At 70.6% G+C, this 16,425-nt stretch carries 16 protein-coding genes; 7 read left to right on the top strand and 9 right to left on the bottom strand.

Features of this window, described 5'->3' with window-relative positions; genetic code table 11:
• Nucleotides 1-5 precede the first annotated feature (5 nt).
• The 5 genes from trpA to hisI all read right to left on the bottom strand — a co-directional run bounded on the left by trpA (nt 6) and on the right by hisI (nt 3,816).
• Nucleotides 6-797: a tryptophan synthase subunit alpha gene (gene trpA, locus ACGGCP_RS10260; protein ID WP_392963868.1), complete on the bottom strand. Its 792-nt coding sequence runs from the start codon at nt 795-797 to the stop codon at nt 6-8.
• Nucleotides 798-2,000, bottom strand: coding sequence for a tryptophan synthase subunit beta (gene trpB / locus ACGGCP_RS10255; RefSeq protein WP_392963865.1), 1,203 nt, complete (start codon nt 1,998-2,000; stop codon nt 798-800).
• A gap of 80 nt (nt 2,001-2,080) precedes the next feature.
• Nucleotides 2,081-2,881: an indole-3-glycerol phosphate synthase TrpC gene (gene trpC / locus ACGGCP_RS10250; RefSeq protein WP_392965061.1), complete on the bottom strand. Its 801-nt coding sequence runs from the start codon at nt 2,879-2,881 to the stop codon at nt 2,081-2,083.
• 6 nt (nt 2,882-2,887) lie between these two features.
• Nucleotides 2,888-3,475 carry a Trp biosynthesis-associated membrane protein gene (locus ACGGCP_RS10245; RefSeq protein ID WP_392963863.1) on the bottom strand — a complete coding sequence of 196 codons (588 nt, stop codon included), beginning with the start codon at nt 3,473-3,475 and terminating at the stop codon, nt 2,888-2,890.
• Entirely contained in the window at nt 3,472-3,816 is a 345-nt protein-coding gene (hisI, locus tag ACGGCP_RS10240) for a phosphoribosyl-AMP cyclohydrolase (RefSeq protein WP_392963860.1), read from the bottom strand. The genes ACGGCP_RS10245 and hisI overlap by 4 nt, the downstream gene beginning before the upstream one ends.
• Nucleotides 3,817-3,912: 96 nt before the next feature.
• Between hisI and ACGGCP_RS10235 the strand changes: the two genes are divergently transcribed.
• The 4 genes from ACGGCP_RS10235 to ACGGCP_RS10220 all read left to right on the top strand — a co-directional run bounded on the left by ACGGCP_RS10235 (nt 3,913) and on the right by ACGGCP_RS10220 (nt 7,956).
• On the top strand, nt 3,913-4,566 hold the full coding sequence (locus tag ACGGCP_RS10235) for a RibD family protein (RefSeq protein ID WP_392963857.1): 654 nt from the start codon (nt 3,913-3,915) through the stop codon (nt 4,564-4,566).
• Nucleotides 4,567-4,657: 91 nt separating this feature from the next.
• Complete coding sequence (locus tag ACGGCP_RS10230) at nt 4,658-6,406, top strand: BCCT family transporter (RefSeq protein ID WP_392963854.1); 1,749 nt, start codon at nt 4,658-4,660, stop codon at nt 6,404-6,406.
• A 53-nt stretch (nt 6,407-6,459) separates the two neighbouring features.
• Nucleotides 6,460-7,422 (top strand): quinone oxidoreductase family protein, encoded by a 963-nt coding sequence (locus ACGGCP_RS10225; RefSeq protein ID WP_392963851.1) that lies wholly within the window; start codon nt 6,460-6,462, stop codon nt 7,420-7,422.
• A gap of 51 nt (nt 7,423-7,473) precedes the next feature.
• Nucleotides 7,474-7,956: a GNAT family N-acetyltransferase gene (locus ACGGCP_RS10220; protein ID WP_392963848.1), complete on the top strand. Its 483-nt coding sequence runs from the start codon at nt 7,474-7,476 to the stop codon at nt 7,954-7,956.
• Here the strand turns inward: ACGGCP_RS10220 and ACGGCP_RS10215 are convergent.
• Entirely contained in the window at nt 7,919-8,935 is a 1,017-nt protein-coding gene (locus tag ACGGCP_RS10215) for a GlxA family transcriptional regulator (protein ID WP_392963845.1), read from the bottom strand. The genes ACGGCP_RS10220 and ACGGCP_RS10215 overlap by 38 nt on opposite strands.
• Nucleotides 8,936-9,046: 111 nt before the next feature.
• Here ACGGCP_RS10215 and ACGGCP_RS10210 point away from each other — a divergent pair, with 111 nt between their 5' ends.
• Complete coding sequence (locus tag ACGGCP_RS10210; RefSeq protein WP_392965059.1) at nt 9,047-9,976, top strand: NADP-dependent oxidoreductase; 930 nt, start codon at nt 9,047-9,049, stop codon at nt 9,974-9,976.
• A gap of 337 nt (nt 9,977-10,313) precedes the next feature.
• Here the strand turns inward: ACGGCP_RS10210 and ACGGCP_RS10205 are convergent, their stop codons facing one another.
• The 3 genes from ACGGCP_RS10205 to hisF all read right to left on the bottom strand — a co-directional run bounded on the left by ACGGCP_RS10205 (nt 10,314) and on the right by hisF (nt 15,088).
• The gene (locus ACGGCP_RS10205) at nt 10,314-12,107 is read right to left on the bottom strand and encodes an ABC transporter ATP-binding protein (protein ID WP_392963842.1); all 1,794 of its coding nucleotides are present in this window, start codon (nt 12,105-12,107) and stop codon (nt 10,314-10,316) included.
• Entirely contained in the window at nt 12,104-13,975 is a 1,872-nt protein-coding gene (locus tag ACGGCP_RS10200; protein WP_392963839.1) for an ABC transporter ATP-binding protein, read from the bottom strand. The genes ACGGCP_RS10205 and ACGGCP_RS10200 overlap by 4 nt, the downstream gene beginning before the upstream one ends.
• Before the next feature lie 348 nt (nt 13,976-14,323).
• A complete protein-coding gene (gene hisF, locus ACGGCP_RS10195) occupies nt 14,324-15,088 on the bottom strand; it encodes an imidazole glycerol phosphate synthase subunit HisF (protein ID WP_392963837.1) in 765 nt (254 codons plus the stop codon).
• A gap of 150 nt (nt 15,089-15,238) precedes the next feature.
• Between hisF and ACGGCP_RS10190 the strand changes: the two genes are divergently transcribed.
• Both ACGGCP_RS10190 and ACGGCP_RS10185 read left to right on the top strand, forming a co-directional pair.
• On the top strand, nt 15,239-15,652 hold the full coding sequence (locus ACGGCP_RS10190; protein WP_392963834.1) for a hypothetical protein: 414 nt from the start codon (nt 15,239-15,241) through the stop codon (nt 15,650-15,652).
• Between the two features lie 20 nt (nt 15,653-15,672).
• Nucleotides 15,673-16,383 (top strand): TetR family transcriptional regulator, encoded by a 711-nt coding sequence (locus ACGGCP_RS10185; RefSeq protein ID WP_392963831.1) that lies wholly within the window; start codon nt 15,673-15,675, stop codon nt 16,381-16,383.
• Nucleotides 16,384-16,425 lie beyond the last annotated feature (42 nt).

The raw sequence follows: 16,425 nt of genomic DNA, 5'->3' as shown, positions 1-16,425 counted from the left end.
GAAGACTAGCGCCGCACGCCCGCGGCGAGGTCCGCGGTGAGCTCGGCGAGCTTCTGGTGCCCGGTCGGGATGTCCTCGGAGTCCAGGTAGCAGTTGACGATCGCCGACCCGACGATGACCGCGTCACCGTACGCGCCGATCTCGGCGGCCTGGTCGCCGCTGCGGACCCCCAGGCCCACGCCGATCGGCAGGTCGGTGTGCTTGCGGGTGCGCTCGACCAGCGCCGGCGCGACCGCCGACGTCGCCGCGCGGGCGCCCGTGACGCCCATGACCGACTGCGCGTACACGAACCCGCGGCACGCCGCCACCGTCGCAGCGATCCGCTCCTCAGTGGACGACGGCGCGACCAGGAACACCCGGTCCAGACCGTGCTCGTCGGAAGCCTTGATCCACTCCCCCGCCTCGTCCGGGATCAGGTCCGGCGTGATCAGGCCCGCCCCGCCCGCCGCCGCGAAATCGGCCGCGAACCGGCCGACCCCGTACCGCTCCACCAGGTTCCAGTACGTCATCACCAGGATCGGGACGCGGCCCGCGACCGCCTCGGTCACCTCGAACACCTGCCGGGTCCGGAACCCGCCCGCGAGCGCCTGGTCGGCCGCCCGCTGGATCGCCGGGCCGTCCATCACCGGGTCCGAATACGGCAGGCCCAGCTCGATGATGTCGGCCCCGTGGTCGATCATGATCTCCACGGCCTTGATCGAGTCGGCCAGCGTCGGGTAGCCCGCGGGCAGGTACCCCACCAGCGCCGCCCGGCCCTCGGCCCGGGTCTTCGCGAAAGCGTCTGCAGCGTGCAGCATCTACTCGCCCTTCTGCTCGTCCGCGAAGCCGAAGTACTCGACCACGTTGCCCATGTCCTTGTCGCCGCGACCCGAGAGGTTCACCAGCACCTTCGCGCCCGGCTTCAGGCCCTTCGCGAGCCGCAGCGCCCCCGCCAGGCCGTGCGCCGACTCGATCGCGCAGATGATGCCCTCGGTGCGCGCCAGCTTCTCCAGCGCCGCCATCGCCTCCGCGTCGTCCACCGGCTCGTACGCGGCCCGGCCGGTCGCGGCCAGGTGCGCGTGCTCGGGGCCGACGCCCGGGTAGTCGAGCCCGGCCGAGATCGAGTGCGACTCGATCGTCTGCCCGTCCTCGTCCTGCAGCACGAACGTGCGTGCCCCATGGAGCACCCCGACCTGCCCGGCCGTGATCGTCGCCGCGTGCCGGCCCGTGTCGTAGCCGTCGCCGCCCGCCTCGAACCCGAACAGCCGCACGTCCGCGTCGTCCAGGAACGCCGTGAAGATCCCCATCGCGTTCGAACCGCCGCCGACGCACGCCGCGACGACGTCCGGCAGACCCCCGGTCCGCTCCAGGAACTGCGCGCGCGCCTCGTCCCCGATGCCGCGGCAGTAGTCCCGCACCAGCTGCGGGAACGGGTGCGGCCCGCCGACCGAGCCGATCAGGTAATGCGTGTGGTCCACCGACGCCACCCACTCGCGCAGCGCCTCGTTCATCGCGTCCTTCAACGTCCGCGAACCGGTCTTGACCGGCACGACCTCCGCGCCGAGCAGCCGCATCCGGGCGACGTTCAACGCCTGCCGGCGCGTGTCCTCCTCGCCCATGTACACCGTGCACTCCAGCCCGAAATAGGCCGCGGCGGTCGCCGACGCGACCCCGTGCTGACCCGCCCCGGTCTCGGCGATGATGCGCGTCTTGCCCATCCGCTTGGTCAGCAGCGCCTGCCCGAGCACATTCCGGATCTTGTGCGCGCCCGTGTGGTTCAAGTCCTCGCGCTTGAGCCACACCTCCACCCCGGCCTCCTCGGAGAGCCGCTCGGCGAAGTACAGCGGCGACGGCAGATTCCCGTACTCGCGGCCGAGCCGGTCCAGCTCGGACATGAACGCCGGGTCCGCGAGCGCGGCGGTGTGGGCGGCCTCGAGCTCGTCGAGGGCGGCAATGAGCGCTTCGGGGACGAAGCGGCCCCCGAATTCGCCCCAGTGGCCGCTGGCATCTGGGTTAGGCACGGTTCTTCGCTCCCTTTCGCAACTCGCTGCCCGGGCGCGCTGACGCGCACAGGCTCAACCTGTGTGTCCCGCCCCGACCGCTAGATCGGACGCGGCGTCGCCGGGTGGGATCCGGCGGTGACCAGCTCGGCGACGGCGTCGCGCGGGCTCTTCGTCTTGACGACGCCCTCGCCGACGAGCACGGCGTCGGCGCCGGCGCTGGCATAGCGGATGAGGTCGCGGGTGCCCCTGACGCCCGACTCGGCGACCTTGACGACGTCGCGGGGCAGACCGGGGGCGATGCGCTCGAACACCGAGCGGTCCACGTCGAGCGTAGTCAGGTCGCGGGCGTTGACGCCAATGACTTTCGCGCCGGCGCGCAGGGCCCGGTCGGCCTCGTACTCGGTGTGGACCTCGACGAGCGCGGTCATGCCGAGCCCTTCGATGCGCTCGTGGAGCGACACGAGCGTGTCCTGGTCGAGGGCGGCGACGATGAGGAGCACGAGGTCGGCGCCGTGGGCGCGCGCCTCGAGGACCTGGTAGGGGGAGACCACGAAGTCCTTGCGGAGCACCGGGATCTGGACCTTGGCGCGGACGGCGTCGAGGTCGTCGAGGCTGCCTTTGAAGTAGTGCTGCTCGGTGAGGACCGAGATGACGGACGCGCCGCCCGCGGCGTACTCGGCGGCGAGCACGGCCGGGTCGGGGATGTCGGCGAGGGCGCCCTTGGACGGGGAGGCCCGCTTGACCTCGGCGATGACGGAGACGCCGCCGCCGGAGAGCGCGGCGTACCCGTCGAGCGCGGGGCGGGCGGCCTCGGCGCGCTCGCGGATGACCTCGATGGGGGTCTGGGTCTGGCGCCGTTCGAGATCGGCGCGGACTTCGGTGATGATCTGCTCCAGCACGTTCACCTAAGATCGTCCCTTCTGCTGCGCCGATGCCGTGATATTAGGCGACGAGGGGTCCTCGCCGGAGTCGAGGGCGTTCCACAGCGACACCGGGTCCTCTGCTATGGCGCCGTTGCCGTCGGGTGCCGCTCCGTGGCGGTCGCCCGCGTCGTACCGGGAGGCGCTGTCGGGCCAGCCGCCCGCGCGCGCGGTGACGGCGGCCCCGGCGAAGGCGAGGACGAGCGCGGCGGCGCCCATCGCGATCGGCCACGGCCCCGCGTCGAGGTGGAGGACCCCGGCGAGGACGGTCGCGAGCCCGGCGAGGGCGGCGACGACGCCGAGGACGCGGCGGGCGCGGTTGCCGGTGGCGAGCATCGCCAGGAACGCGGCGCCGCCCGCGAGCGCGCACGGCAGAGCCCAGGACGCGAGGTCGGTGCCCGCCTGGGCGGTGGTGGCGGTGATCCCGGCGTGCCCGGTGTCGGTGGTGGTCGTCCAGTCGCGGGAGGCGGCGAGCGCGGCGACGGCGGCCCCGACGACGCCCGCGAGGAGGACGCGGGTGCGCTCGGCCGCGCGCCGCTCAGGGGCCCCGTTGTCGCTGTTCGCTTCGCTCATGCGATCTCCCTTCCGGTGAAGCAGGTGCGGGTGCCGGTGTGGCAGGCGGGCCCGGTCTGGTCCACCTGGAGCAGGACGGTGTCGGCGTCGCAGTCGACCGCGACCGACACCACGGCCTGGTGGTGGCCGGAGGTCTCGCCCTTGACCCAGTACTCGCCGCGGCTGCGCGACCAGTAGGTGGCCTTGCGGGTGGCGACGGTGCGCCGCAGCGCCTCGGCGTCCATCCACGCGAGCATGAGGACTTCGCCCGTGTCGTGCTGCTGCGCGACGGCGGGGACGAGCCCGTCCGCGTTGAACCGGATGCTCGCGATCACGTCGTCGCTGGTCTGTCCTGCTTCCACGTCTACTGATTGTGATCGCACCCCGGCGGTGACCGCCACCCGGGCCCGCTCGGTGAGTGCATCGTGGGATTCTCGGGGGTTATGGAGCGCCCTTATGTGATCGTTTCGGCCGCGATGAGCATCGACGGCTATCTCGACGACGTGTCCCCGAAGCGGCTGATGCTGTCGAACGCGGCGGATTTCGACCGGGTCGACGCGGTGCGCGCGGGCGTGGACGCGATCGCGGTCGGCGCCGGGACGGTGCGGGCGGACGACCCGCGCCTGCTCGTCCGCTCGCCCGAGCGCCGCGACGCCCGCGTCGAAGCGGGCAAGGCCCCGTCGCCGCTGCGCGTGGTGCTCTCCCCGTCGGGCGACCTCGACCCCGACGCGCGCCTGTTCGCCGGCGAGGGCGGCCCGGTCGTCGTCTACACCAGCGAACGCGGCAAGGAGGCCTGCGACCTCGCCCCGGGGGCCGCCGAGGTCGTGGCCCTCGGCGACACCCTGGAACTCGGGGACGCCCTGCGCGACCTCGCGGGACGCGGCGTCGAACGCCTCCTCGTCGAGGGCGGCGGCACGATCCACACCCTGTTCTTCGCCGGGGACCTCGTCGACGAGGCGCACCTGACCGTCGCGCCGTTCCTGCTCGGCGGCGCGGGCGGGCCGAAGTTCGTGCACGCGGCGGCGTTCCCGCAGTCCCCGGCGCGGCCGCTGCGGCTGGTCGAGACGCGCGCGCTGGGCGAGGTCGCGCTCCTGGTGTACCGGCGCGACTGAACCGGGACGGGGTCGCCGAACCGGCCGGACGGGTGCGTTTCGTCACTTATGGTGACTGGAGCGACACTCCACCGACGAACGGAGCCGCCCGATGGCCACGACCGAGACACCGCCCACCGACCCCGGCGAGGCCCCGCCGCCCCTGCCGCCGGTCGAGGCGGAGGAGCGGCAGGCCACCTACCCGGTGGACCGGCCGGTGTTCTGGATCAGCGCGGTCGTCATCCTTGCCGTGATCGTCTTCGGCGCGGTCTTCCCCGACCAGTTCGAGACCGGCTCGACGGCGGCCCTGAACTGGGTCATCGTGAACTTCGCGTGGCTGTTCATCATCGCCGGGAACATCTTCGTGGTCCTGGCGATCTACATCGCGGCGAGCCGGTACGGCAACATCAAGCTCGCCGCGAACGCCGACGAGGAGCCGGAGTTCGGGACGCTCCCGTGGATCTCGATGATGTTCGCCGCGGGCATGGGCATCGGCCTCATGTTCTACGGCGTCGCCGAGCCCCTCGCGCACTACTTCGACGCGCCCCCGCCGCTCGAGCTCGACCCGGCGTCCCCGTACTACAACGACCAGCTCACCGAGGGCTCGCTCGTCTACTCGTTCTTCCACTGGGGACTGCACCCGTGGGCGATCTACGCGGTCGCGGGCCTCGCCCTGGGCTACTCGACGTTCCGCAAGCAGCGCGGCAACAACATGAGCGACGCGTTCGCGCCCTTGACCGCGGGCAGGCGCTGGGGCCCGGTCACGGGCAAGGCGATCGACCTCCTGGCCGTGTTCGCCACGGTCTTCGGCACGGCCGCGAGCCTCGGCCTGGGCGCGCTGCAGGTCGCGGTCGGGCTCGACATCGTCGTCGGCGTGCCCGACTCGACGCAGCTGGAGCTCATCGTCATCATCGCGCTGACGGCGGCGTTCGTCGCCTCGGCGTTCTCGGGCGTGCACCGCGGCGTCAAATGGCTGTCGACCACGAACGTGGTCCTGGCGCTGTTCCTCGTCGTGTTCGTGTTCTTCGCCGGGCCGACCCTGTTCATCCTCGACGCGTGGCCGAGCGCCATCGGCGGCTACCTCACCGACCTCGTCGGGATCTCCAGCGCGACGGGCGCGTTCGGCGGTTCCGAATGGATGGGGACGTGGACGATCTTCTACTGGGCGTGGTGGCTGTCGTGGGCGCCGTTCGTGGGCACGTTCATCGCCCGCATCTCGCGCGGGCGCACCATCCGCCAGTTCATCGTCGGCGTGCTCCTCATCCCTTCGGCCGCTTCGACGCTGTGGTTCGCGATCCTGGGCGGGACGGCGCTGTGGCAGCAGAACCACGGGGAGGACTTCAGCGACGCCGTCGCCATGGGCGAGGAGTACTCGCTGTTCGCGCTCCTCGAATCGCTGCCGCTGTACAGCCTGCTCTCGGGCCTGTCCATGGTGCTCGTCGCGATCTACTTCGTGACCGGCGCCGACTCGGCGTCGCTGGTCCTCGGATCGCTGTCGAGCCACGGGTCGCTCGCCCCGAAGAAGCCGCTCGTGGTGTTCTGGGGCGCCACGATCGGCGCGGTCGCGGCCGTCCTGCTCATCTCGGGCGGCCTGCAGGGCCTGAAGAACGCGACGATCATCGTGGCGCTGCCGTTCGTCATCGTCATGCTGCTGCTGTGCGTGGCGCTCATGAAGGAGCTCACGCAGGACCCGGCGTCGCACCCGCTGCGGCACCAGCTGCGGCACAAGGGCTTCCGCGAGGCGATCCGCAAGCTCGTGGGCGAGGAGGTCGACTCCCGCACGGCCGCGCCGAGCCGGTGGGGCCAGAGCCGCCTGCGCTTCGGCGTGGGCAACGGCAAGCGCAGCAGCACGGACGAATAGCGCCGGATGCCGCTGCTATTTTATGAGGTGACCTTGCGGCGGAAGGAAACCTCATGAAGGCGATCGTGGTCGAGCAGACCGGCGGGCCGGGCGTGATGCGGGTTTTGGAGGGCGACGACCCGGGCCCGCGCCCGGGCCAGATCGCCGTCAGGGTCGCCGCGGCGGGCGTCAACTTCATCGACGTCTACCACCGCACCGGCGCTTACGGACTGCCGCTGCCGTTCACGCCGGGCCTCGAAGGCGGCGGGTACGTCGCCGCGGTCGGCGCGGGCGTCACCGGTTTCGCGGTCGGCGACGAGGTCGCCTGGAAGAGCGTCCCGGGGTCCTATGCGGACCTCGTGGTCGGCGACGCCGACGAGTTCGTGCCCGTCCCCGAGAAGGTCGCGGTCGAGACCGCCGCGGCCGTCATGCTCCAGGGCCTAACCGCGCACTACCTGTGCAACACGGTGTACGCGGTGCAGGAGGGCGACACGGTGATCGTCCACGCCGCCGCGGGCGGCATGGGGCTCCTCCTCACCCAGATGGTGAAGTCCAAGGGCGGCAAGGTCATCGGCACCGTCTCCACGGACGCGAAGGCGGAACTGGCGCGGCAGAACGGCGCCGACCACGTCATGCGCTACGAGGGTTTCGGCGCGAAGGCCCGCGAGCTCACCGGCGGCGAGGGCGTCGCGGCCGTGTTCGACGGCGTCGGCAAGACCACGTTCGGCGAGGGCCTTTCGGCGCTGCGCCGCCGCGGCGTGATGGCCCTGTTCGGCCAGTCCAGCGGACCCGTCCCGCCCGTCGACCCGCAAGACCTCCACCGCGGCGGCTCACTCGTCCTCACCCGTCCCACGCTCCACGACTTCACCGCGACCCGCGACGAATACCTCTGGCGCGCAGGCGAGGTCTTCCAGATGATCGAGGACGACGACCTTCTCGTCCGCGTCGGCGAGACCTTCCGCCTCGAAGAGGCCCCCGAGGCGCACCAGGCCCTCGAATCCCGCAAGACCACCGGGAAACTCCTGCTCATCCCCTGACCTCCATACCCCCCAGGGGTAAAAATCCGTTGTGGGCTAGCATCAACGACCATGGATGCGAGCAGCCCGCACATCAAGCGCGCCACCGGAGCCGACGCCGACCGAGTCAACACGCTCATCCACGCCTCCAGCGCCTACCACGGCGAGTACGCGCCGATCCTCGACGGCTACCGGCTGAGCACCGAGTACCTGGAACTGCACCCCACCTATCTCGCCGTCGACGAGGACGACACCCTCATGGGCTTCTACTCGCTGCTGGTCGACCCCGCCACCCTCGCCAGACACGACTTCGACGTCCCCGAACTCAACCTGCTCTTCGTCGACGACCGCCTGCAGGGCAAGGGCATCGGCCGGATGCTGATCGGCCACATGCTCGACCTCGCCAGGTCGGAGGGCCTCACGGAGATCCGGGTGGTGTCCAATCCGCCCGCGGAGGCGTTCTACCGCAGCGTCGGCGCCGAATGGACCGGGACGGTCCCGCCGTCGCCGCCGCGCGTCACCTGGGAGCGGCCGGAACTGCGCTTCCGGCTGTAGCCTCGCGCGCCCGGAACGCCTTGCGGTACACCGAGGGCGAGACCCCCAGTACCGCCCGCAGATGCTGGCGCAGCGAGACGCCCGTGCCCAGCCCGGCGCGCTGCGCGATCTGGTCCACCGTGAGGTCGCTCGATTCGAGCAGGTGCCGGGCGTGCTCGACGCGCTGCAGCGTGAGCCACTGCGCCGGGCTCTGCCCGACCTCCTCACGGAACCGGCGGGTGAAGGAGCGGCGGCTCATGCGCGCCCGCCGCGCGAGCTCGTCGATCGACAGGGGACGGTCGAGGTGCCGGAGCGCCCATTCGCGGGCCTCGGCGGTGCTCACACCCGACGCCTCGGGCACGGGCCGCTCGATGAACTGGGCCTGGCCGCCCTCGCGCCACGGGGGCACGACGCAGCGGCGCGCGACCGCGTTCGCGACCTGGCTGCCGTAGTCGCGGCGGACCAGGTGCAGGCAGAGGTCGACGGCCGCGCCAGCGCCCGCCGCGGTGAGGACGCGCCCCTCGTCGACGAACAGCACGTCGGGGTCGACGGTGACGTTCGGGTAGCGCCGGGCGAGCCGGTCGACGAGCATCCAGTGCGTGGCGGCCGACTTCCCTTCCAGCAGGCCGAGTTCGGCGAGCACGAACGCGCCCGAGCAGAACGAGACGATCCGCGCCTCGGGCCGGACCCGCTCGAAGCAGGCGTCCAGCCCTTCGGGCAGCTCCTGGACGTCGCAGATCGGGCTGTCGGGCTGGATCGTCACCACCACCACGGTGTCGGCCCAGGCCAGCGCCTCGGGGCCGTGGTCGACGGCGACGGTGAAGCCGCTCGCGGAGCGCACGGGCGCGCCGTCCATCGAGCAGACGCGCACCTCGTACCGCGGGGTCAGGTCGTCGCGCATCGCCGCGCCGAAGACCCGGTGGGGGATACCGAGTTCGAAGGCCATGACGCCTTCGAGCGCGAGAACGGCGACGCGGTGGGGCGCGGGGGAACCGGTCATGGCCCGATTCTTTCACATGATGGCCCTCGGGCCGCTAGGCGCGTGCCGCCCGATCCCGCAGACTGGTCCACACCGAAGCAACGCTCTCGAAAGGAATCCACAATGGCCACGATGCGAACCGTCAGGCAGGACGGACTCGGCGGACCCGAGGTGCTCAAGGTCGTCGAGACCGAGCGGCCCGAGCCGGGCGTCGGCGAGATCCTGGTGCGGGTGCACGCCGCGGGGCTCAACCCGGTGGACTGGAAGACGCGCGCCTACGGCGGCCTGCTGGGCCGCTCCGGCGATTTCACGCTCGGCTGGGACGTCTCGGGCACGGTCGCGGCGGTCGGATTCGGCGTGCGGCTCTACGAGGTCGGCGACGAGGTGTACGGCATGCCCCGGTTCCCGCAGTTCGCGAACGCGCACAGCGAGTACGTGACGGCTCCGGCCCGCCACTTCGCCCGCAAGCCCGCGGGCCTGTCGCACAGCGAGGCCGCCGCGCTCCCCCTCGCCGGTCTCACGGCGTACCAGTCGCTGGTCGACGTCGCCGGGGTCGAGCCGGGCCAGCGGGTGCTGGTGCACGCGGCCGCCGGGGGCGTCGGGCACCTCGCAGTACAGATCGCGAAAGCCAAGGGAGCGTATGTGATCGCGACCGCGAGCGCCGCGAAGCACGCCTACCTCAAGGAGATCGGAGCGGACGAGGTCGTCGACTACACGGCGGGCGACTTCGCCGAGCAGGTCAGCGGGGTCGACATCGTGCTCGACGGCGTCGGCGACGAGTACACGGCCCGCTCGGCCCCGGTGGTCCGCGACGGCGGCTACCTCATCACCCTGCCTGGCCCGGCCGACGTCCCCGAGGCCGAGCGCGCCCGGATCAAGACGGGCTTCTCGATCGTGGAGCCCGACCAGATCGGCCTCAACGCGATGACCGCCCTAGTCGAAGCCGGCAAGCTCAAGCCCACCGTCTCCGAGACCTACCCCCTCGACGAGGTCGCCAAGGCGCACGCCTCGCTCGAAACGGGCCGCACGATCGGCAAGATCGTCCTCACCATCACCGAGTGAATCATCCTCAATAAGTTATCCACAGGCATGTGATCAGGCAAAATGTCAAATACTCACGAAGTTATCCACAGGTAAAAAAGATTCCTTGAGTGTCTTGACTTTCTGTGGGAGGCTGGCTTCAGTTTTGGTGTAGGTCGGCGGTAAGTGGGAGCCGATCGGACCGCCGCAAGACTGGAGGCGCGGGTTGGCACCCGCGTCGCCGGCACCTGCACCAGACGGCCGCGGCAGCGAGGCGGCGGTCGGCCCTAGCCAGGCCGACCGCCCCCGCTACAACAACAGGAACAGAGCTTCAACTTCAAGCAGCACTTCTTCAGGCAGTGCTTGTTCAGGAATCGCTTCAGCTCGAACGGGTCTGCTCCACCCAGGAGCCGTGCAGCCCCGCGTAGACAGAACCGGCCTCGGCCGCCAATTCGGCATGCGGGCCGTGCTGCACCAGGTCCCCCGCGTCGAAGACCAGGACCTCATCCGAGGTCTCGGCCGTCGAGAGGCGGTGGGCGATGATCACCGTGGTGCGCCCCCGGGTCACGGCGTCGAGGGCCGAGGAGAGGCGCAGCTCCGTGGCCGGGTCGACGGCGCTCGTGGCCTCGTCGAGGACCAGCAGGTCGGGGTCGGCGACATAGGCGCGCACGAGGGACACCAGCTGGCGCTCGCCGACGCTCAGGTTCGCGCCGCCCTCGCCCAGTTCGGTGTCGAGGCCGGCGGGAAGGGTTTCGAGCCAGTCGTCGAGGCCGAGTTCGGCGAAGGCCACGTAGATCTCGGCGTCGGTGAGGTCGGGCCGGGCGAAGCGCACGTTGTGGGCGAGGGTGCCGTTGAACAGGAAGCCCTCCTGCGGGACCATCGTCACCCGGCCGCGCAGCGACGCGAAGGTGACCTCCGTGAGGGGGGCGCCGCCGATGATCACGTTTCCGGAGGTCGGGTCCATGAGTCGCGTCAGCAGCTTCGCGAACGTGGTCTTGCCCGAGCCGGTCTCGCCGACGACGGCGACCTTGGAGTGGGCGCGGATCTCCACGTCGATGCCGTGCAGGACCTCTTCGCCGCCCGGGTAGGCGAAGCGCACCCCTTCGAATCGGACCCCCAGGGGCCCTTCGGGAAGGGCGATGCCGTCGACCGGGTCGGCGACGTCGGGCTCGGTGTCGATGATGTCGAGCACCCGCCGCCAGCCGGAGACCGCGTTCTGGGCCTCGTTGAGCGTCTCGGTGCCGATGACGACGGGCTGGGTGAAGAGGATGACGAGGAACAGGAAGGCCGTCAGCTCACCCACGGTCATCGACCCGTCCGCGACGAGGAACGCGCCGAGCACGACCACGATCACGTTGACGCCCAGGTAGACCAGCTCCCCCGCGCCGAACGAGAACGCCGAGCGGCTGATCGCGCGGGTCTGGTCACGGCGGTGCTCGTCGATCGACGCGTCGAGCCGCTCGCTGGTGCGGGCCCCGACCCCGTACGCGCGCACCGTGCCCGCGCCGACCACCGATTCGGCGACGGCCGAGAGCATCTTGGAGACGCTCTTGCGCACGTCCGTGTAAGCGGCCGCGAGATGACCTTGGAGCCATTTGATGAGCCACGTGACCGGGATGAACACGATCCACACCGCGATCGCGAGCTGCCACGAGTAGACGGCCATGACCACGGTCGCGACGACGATCTGGGCGGCGGCCGTCACCAGGACCATGCCGCCCTGCTGCAGGAACGTGCTCACCTGGTCGATGTCGGTCGTCACCCGCGCGGTCAGCGCGCCGCGCCGCTCGGACTGCTGGTGCAGCATCGAGAGGTCGTGGATGTGCCGGAACGTCTTGCGCCGCAAGGACGCCAGCGCGTGTTCGGAGACGACGAAGAGGCGGCGGTTCATCAGGTAGTTCGTGCCGGTGGTGACCAGGAGGGCCGCGACGCCGAGGACGGTGACGAGGACGACGTAGCCGATGTCGGGTCCGCCTTCGCCGAGGAGGCCTTTGTCGAGGACCTGTTGTGCTCCGATGGGGACGACGAGGCGTCCGATGGAGGTGACAGCGGCGAGGAACACGGTGAAGCCGAGGCCGCGGCGGAGTTCGGGTGAGAGGCGGAGGCCGCGTTTGACGGTCTGCCAGGGGCCGGGTTGTGTTGCGGCGGTGTCGGGCGTGGTTCGGGTGGTCATGCCGCGGTCTCCTCGTCGTTGAGCTCGGCGCCGTTGAATTCGTTGTCGAATTCGCGCTCGGCTTCGGCCCGTTCGTAGGCGGTGACGAGGTCGGCGTAGGGCTGGTGGGTTTTCAGGAGGTGGTGGTGGGGGCCGCGGGCGGTGATGCGGCCGTCTTCGAGGAAGACGACTTCGTCGGCGAGGGCGATGGTGGCGCGGCGGTAGGCGACGACGAGGACGCTGGCGGTGTCGGAGGAGTCTTTGAGTCCGGTGAGGATCTGGGATTCGATCTTGGGGTCGACGGCGCTGGTGGCGTCGTCGAGGATGAGCAGTCGCGGTTTGCCGGCGAGGGCGCGGGCGAGGGTGAGGCGTTGGCGTTGGCCGCCGGAGAGGGTGGTGCCGCGTTCGCCGACTTCGGTGTCGAGGCCTTGGTCGAGGGCGGTGGTGAATTTTTCGGCTCCGGCGGCGACGAGGGCGTCCCAGAGGTGGTCGTCGGTGAGGCCGGGGCGGTCGAGGGCGAGGTTGGCGCGGACGGTGTCGTCGAAGACGAAGGGGATCTGCTGGACGAGTGCGGTGGTGCGGGCGAGGCTGGCGTGGGTGAGGTCGCGGAGGTCCTCGTGGTCGAGGGTGATGGTGCCGCGGGTGGGGTCGATGAGGCGGGCGGCGAGGTGGGCGAGGGTGGATTTGCCGGATCCGGTGGCGCCGACGAGGGCGACGGTGGTGCCGGGTTCGACGGTGAAGGTGACTTCGTGGAGGGCCTCGTGGCCGTCGGGGTAGGCGTACGCGACGGCGTCGAGTTCGAGCCGGGCGGGGGTGGTGGTCTCGGGGATCGTCTTGTGGCCGTAGGTCATGTCGCCGGTGGCGGAGAGGACGTGGTCGACGCGGCGGCGGCCGACGACGGAGCCGGGGAGGTCGCCGAGGACCCAGCCGATGGCGCGGACGGGGAAGGCGAGGACGGAGAACATGAAGGAGACGGTGACGAGTTGGCCGAGGTCGATGGCGCCTGCTTCGTAGCGGGCGAGGCCGACGAGGAGGGCGATGAGGACGCCGATCTCGGGGAGTCCGGAGATGGCGGGTTCGAAGGCGGCGCGGAGGCGGCCGACGCCGATCATGGCGTCGCGGAGTTGTTCGGCTGAGGCGCTGAAGCGTTCGGTTTCGGCGGTTTCGCGGCCCATGGCTTTGACGACGAGGGCGCCGTCGAAGGATTCGTGGCCGACGGCGGAGACTTCGGCGCGGAGTTCTTGGGCGCGTTTGGCGCGGGGTGCCATTTTGGTGGCGAAGAGGGCGTTGAGGGCGAAGAGGGCGGGGAACATGCCGAGGGCGACGAGGGCGATGGCCCAGTCGATCCAGAGGAAGGCGCCCATGGCGACGACGACCATGAAGAGGGTGCCGACGGCGAAGGGGAGGGGGGCGAGGGGGCGGGTGGCGGCTTCGACGTCGGCGTTGGCGTTGGAGAGGAGGGTGCCGGTGGGGTGTTTCTGGTGCCAGGAGACGGGGAGGGCGAGGTAGCGGCGGGTGATCTGGCGGCGCCAGTGGGCTTGGACTCCGAACATCATGACGCCGGCGCCGATGCGGCGGGCGCACATGGTGGAGAAGCGGATGATGGAGGTGCCGAGGAGTGCGGCGACGCCGGTCATGACGGCGGCGAGGGCGACTTCGCCGTTTTCGTAGGCGGGGACGGCGATGCTGGAGACGACCCAGCCGACGACGAAGGAGAGGAAGAGGGTCATGGCGGTGTTGGCCATGGCTCCGGCGGCGCCTACCGCGAACGGTTTGGGTTCGAGGCGGATCATGTCGCCGATGTTCCGCAGTCCTTGGCGGAGGATGCGGTCGTCGGCGGGTTGATCGTCGAGGGACGACGGTGTGTCGGCGCCGGTGGGCAGCGTCATCGGGTCTCCGGTCGGTGGGTTCGGGCGCCAGGCGTGGCGTGCGCTGGCTAGCCGGTCGGCAAGCAACCGCTAGCAATCATGCCTCGCTCCTGGGGCGGTCGCCAACCGGGATTCGACCTTGCGGCACCGTCCGGCATGGTCACGGACTGTAGGGCATGGAGTGGCAGATTGTCGTACCCCTAGGTCAGGGTTGATACCGGGGGGCCCATCGATGTCCGATTTGCCCGGACGCTCCGTTCACGTTTGGCTAGTGGTGAACGGTTGAGTCTGCGGACTCGGACTCGGATTCGCATCGAGCGCCGCGTCTCGCGACGCCCGCACGCGTTCGCGGCGGGCTGCGGGACCGGCCTAGCGGACGGGGTGGCCCGCTTCGCGGAGTTCTTGTTTGACTTCGCCGATGGCGACGTCGCCGAAGTGGAAGATCGAGGCGGCGAGCACGGCGTCGGCTCCGGCGTCGACGGCGGGCGGGAAGTGGGCGGCTTCGCCGGCCCCGCCGGAGGCGATGAGCGGGATGTCGACGGCGGCGCGGACGGCGGCGATGAGGTCGAGGTCGAAGCCCTGCTTCATGCCGTCGGAGTCGATCGAGTTGAGGAGGATCTCGCCGGCGCCGAGTTCGGCGGCGCGGGCGCACCAGGCGACGGCGTCGAGGCCGGTGGAGCGTTTCTGGCCGCCGTGGGTGGTGACCTCCCAGCCGGAGTCGGTGTCGCGGCCGGAGGCGACGTCGGCGGAGAGGACGAGGACCTGGTTGCCGAAGCGTTCGGCGATCTCGGAGATGACTTCGGGTCGGGCGATCGCGGCGGTGTTGATGCCGACCTTGTCCGCGCCGGCGCGCAGGAGCCGGTCGACGTCGTCGGGGGTGCGGACGCCGCCGCCGACGGTGAGCGGGATGAAGACCTGCTCGGCGGTGCGGGCGACGACGTCGTACATGGTGGCGCGGTCGCCGGAGGAGGCGCTGACGTCGAGGAAGGTGAGCTCGTCGGCTCCGGCGGCGTCGTAGGCGGCGGCGAGCGCGACGGGGTCGCCCGCGTCGCGCAGGTTCTCGAAGTTGACGCCTTTGACGACTCGGCCGTTGTCGACGTCGAGGCAGGGGATCACACGCACCGCTACTGTCACGCGGCAAGCCTACAGGCGGGGGCGGTGGTGGTCTCCGCCATATTTCCCCTCTGGTCTTGAACATGTTCAAGTCTTGGGTGTAACTTCGAATCAGAGTTGAACATGTTCAATTCAAACCCTGATCCACCCCGGATAGAACGGAGCACTGCCATGGACCCGGCAGTCGTCGGCTACATCGCCTACCTTCTCGTCGCCATCCCCCTCACCGTCTGGGTCGCCCGCACCCTGGGCGCCAACGGCTTCCACTTCATCAAGGACGTCTTCGCCGGAGACGAGCAGCTCGCCCGCGCCGTGAACAAGCTCCTGCAGGTCGGCTTCTACCTCCTCAACTTCGGGTTCGTGGCGCTGTGGCTGCGCACCGACACGCCCGTGGCCGACGCCCGCGGCGTGTTCGAGACCGTCGCCGTCAAGATCGGCGCCGTGCTCCTGGTGCTGGGCGTCCTCCACGTCCTCAACGTGGTCGTGCTCAACGGCTTCCGCAAGCGGGGGCACGTCGACGCCCGGGCGCTCGCGACGCTCGAGCCGCCGCACCCGCGCCCGCAGCTCCCGATCCACCCCGCCTGAGCCCAAGTAGGATCGCCTGCGTGAGCACCGAACCCGAGTCCTCCGACGCGTCCGCCCGCCCTTCCTCGAAGGGCGAGCGGACGCGGCAGCGCATCATCGACACCGCGCTCGACATGTTCGCCGAGCGCGGCTACGACAAGACGACGATGCGGGCGATCGCCGCCGAGGCCGGTGTCTCCGTGGGCAACGCCTACTACTACTTCAAGTCCAAGGAGCACCTCATCCAGGGCTTCTACGAGCAGGCGACCACCCGCCACGCGGAGCTGACGCCGCGCCTGCTCGACGGCAAGGAGACCCTCGCCGAGCGGATCGAGGCGGCCCTGCTCGCCTGGCTCGACATCGCCGGGCCCTACCACGCGTTCGCGGGCCAGTTCTTCCGGAACGCCGCCGATCCGTCCAGCCCGATGAGCCCGTTCTCGGAGGACTCGACGGAGAGCCGCGACCGTGACATCGCCCTCTACCGGGAGGTCCTGGAGGGCTCGAAGACGAAGGTGCCCAAGGACATGGCGGACATCCTCCCGGAGATGCTGTGGCTCCACCAGATGGTGGTCGTCCTCTACTGGGTGTACGACGCCTCCCCCGGCCAGGAGAAGTCGCGCGAGCTCGCGCGCCGGACCGCGCCCCTCGCGGCCCGCGTCGTCGCCCTCTCCCGCCTGAAGATCCTCCGGCCCCTGGTCAAGCAGGGCGAAGAGCTGGTGCGGGACTTCCTCATCACCAGACGCCCCGCGTAGACGCGGAACGGGCCGACGGGATCTCCATCCCGTCGGCCCGTT

The organism is Glycomyces sp. NPDC048151, from assembly GCF_043202775.1.
Taxonomy (GTDB): domain Bacteria; phylum Actinomycetota; class Actinomycetes; order Mycobacteriales; family Micromonosporaceae; genus Glycomyces.
The sequence above is the reverse complement of the archived record's forward strand: the minus strand, read 5'-3'. Positions and strand labels throughout refer to the sequence as shown.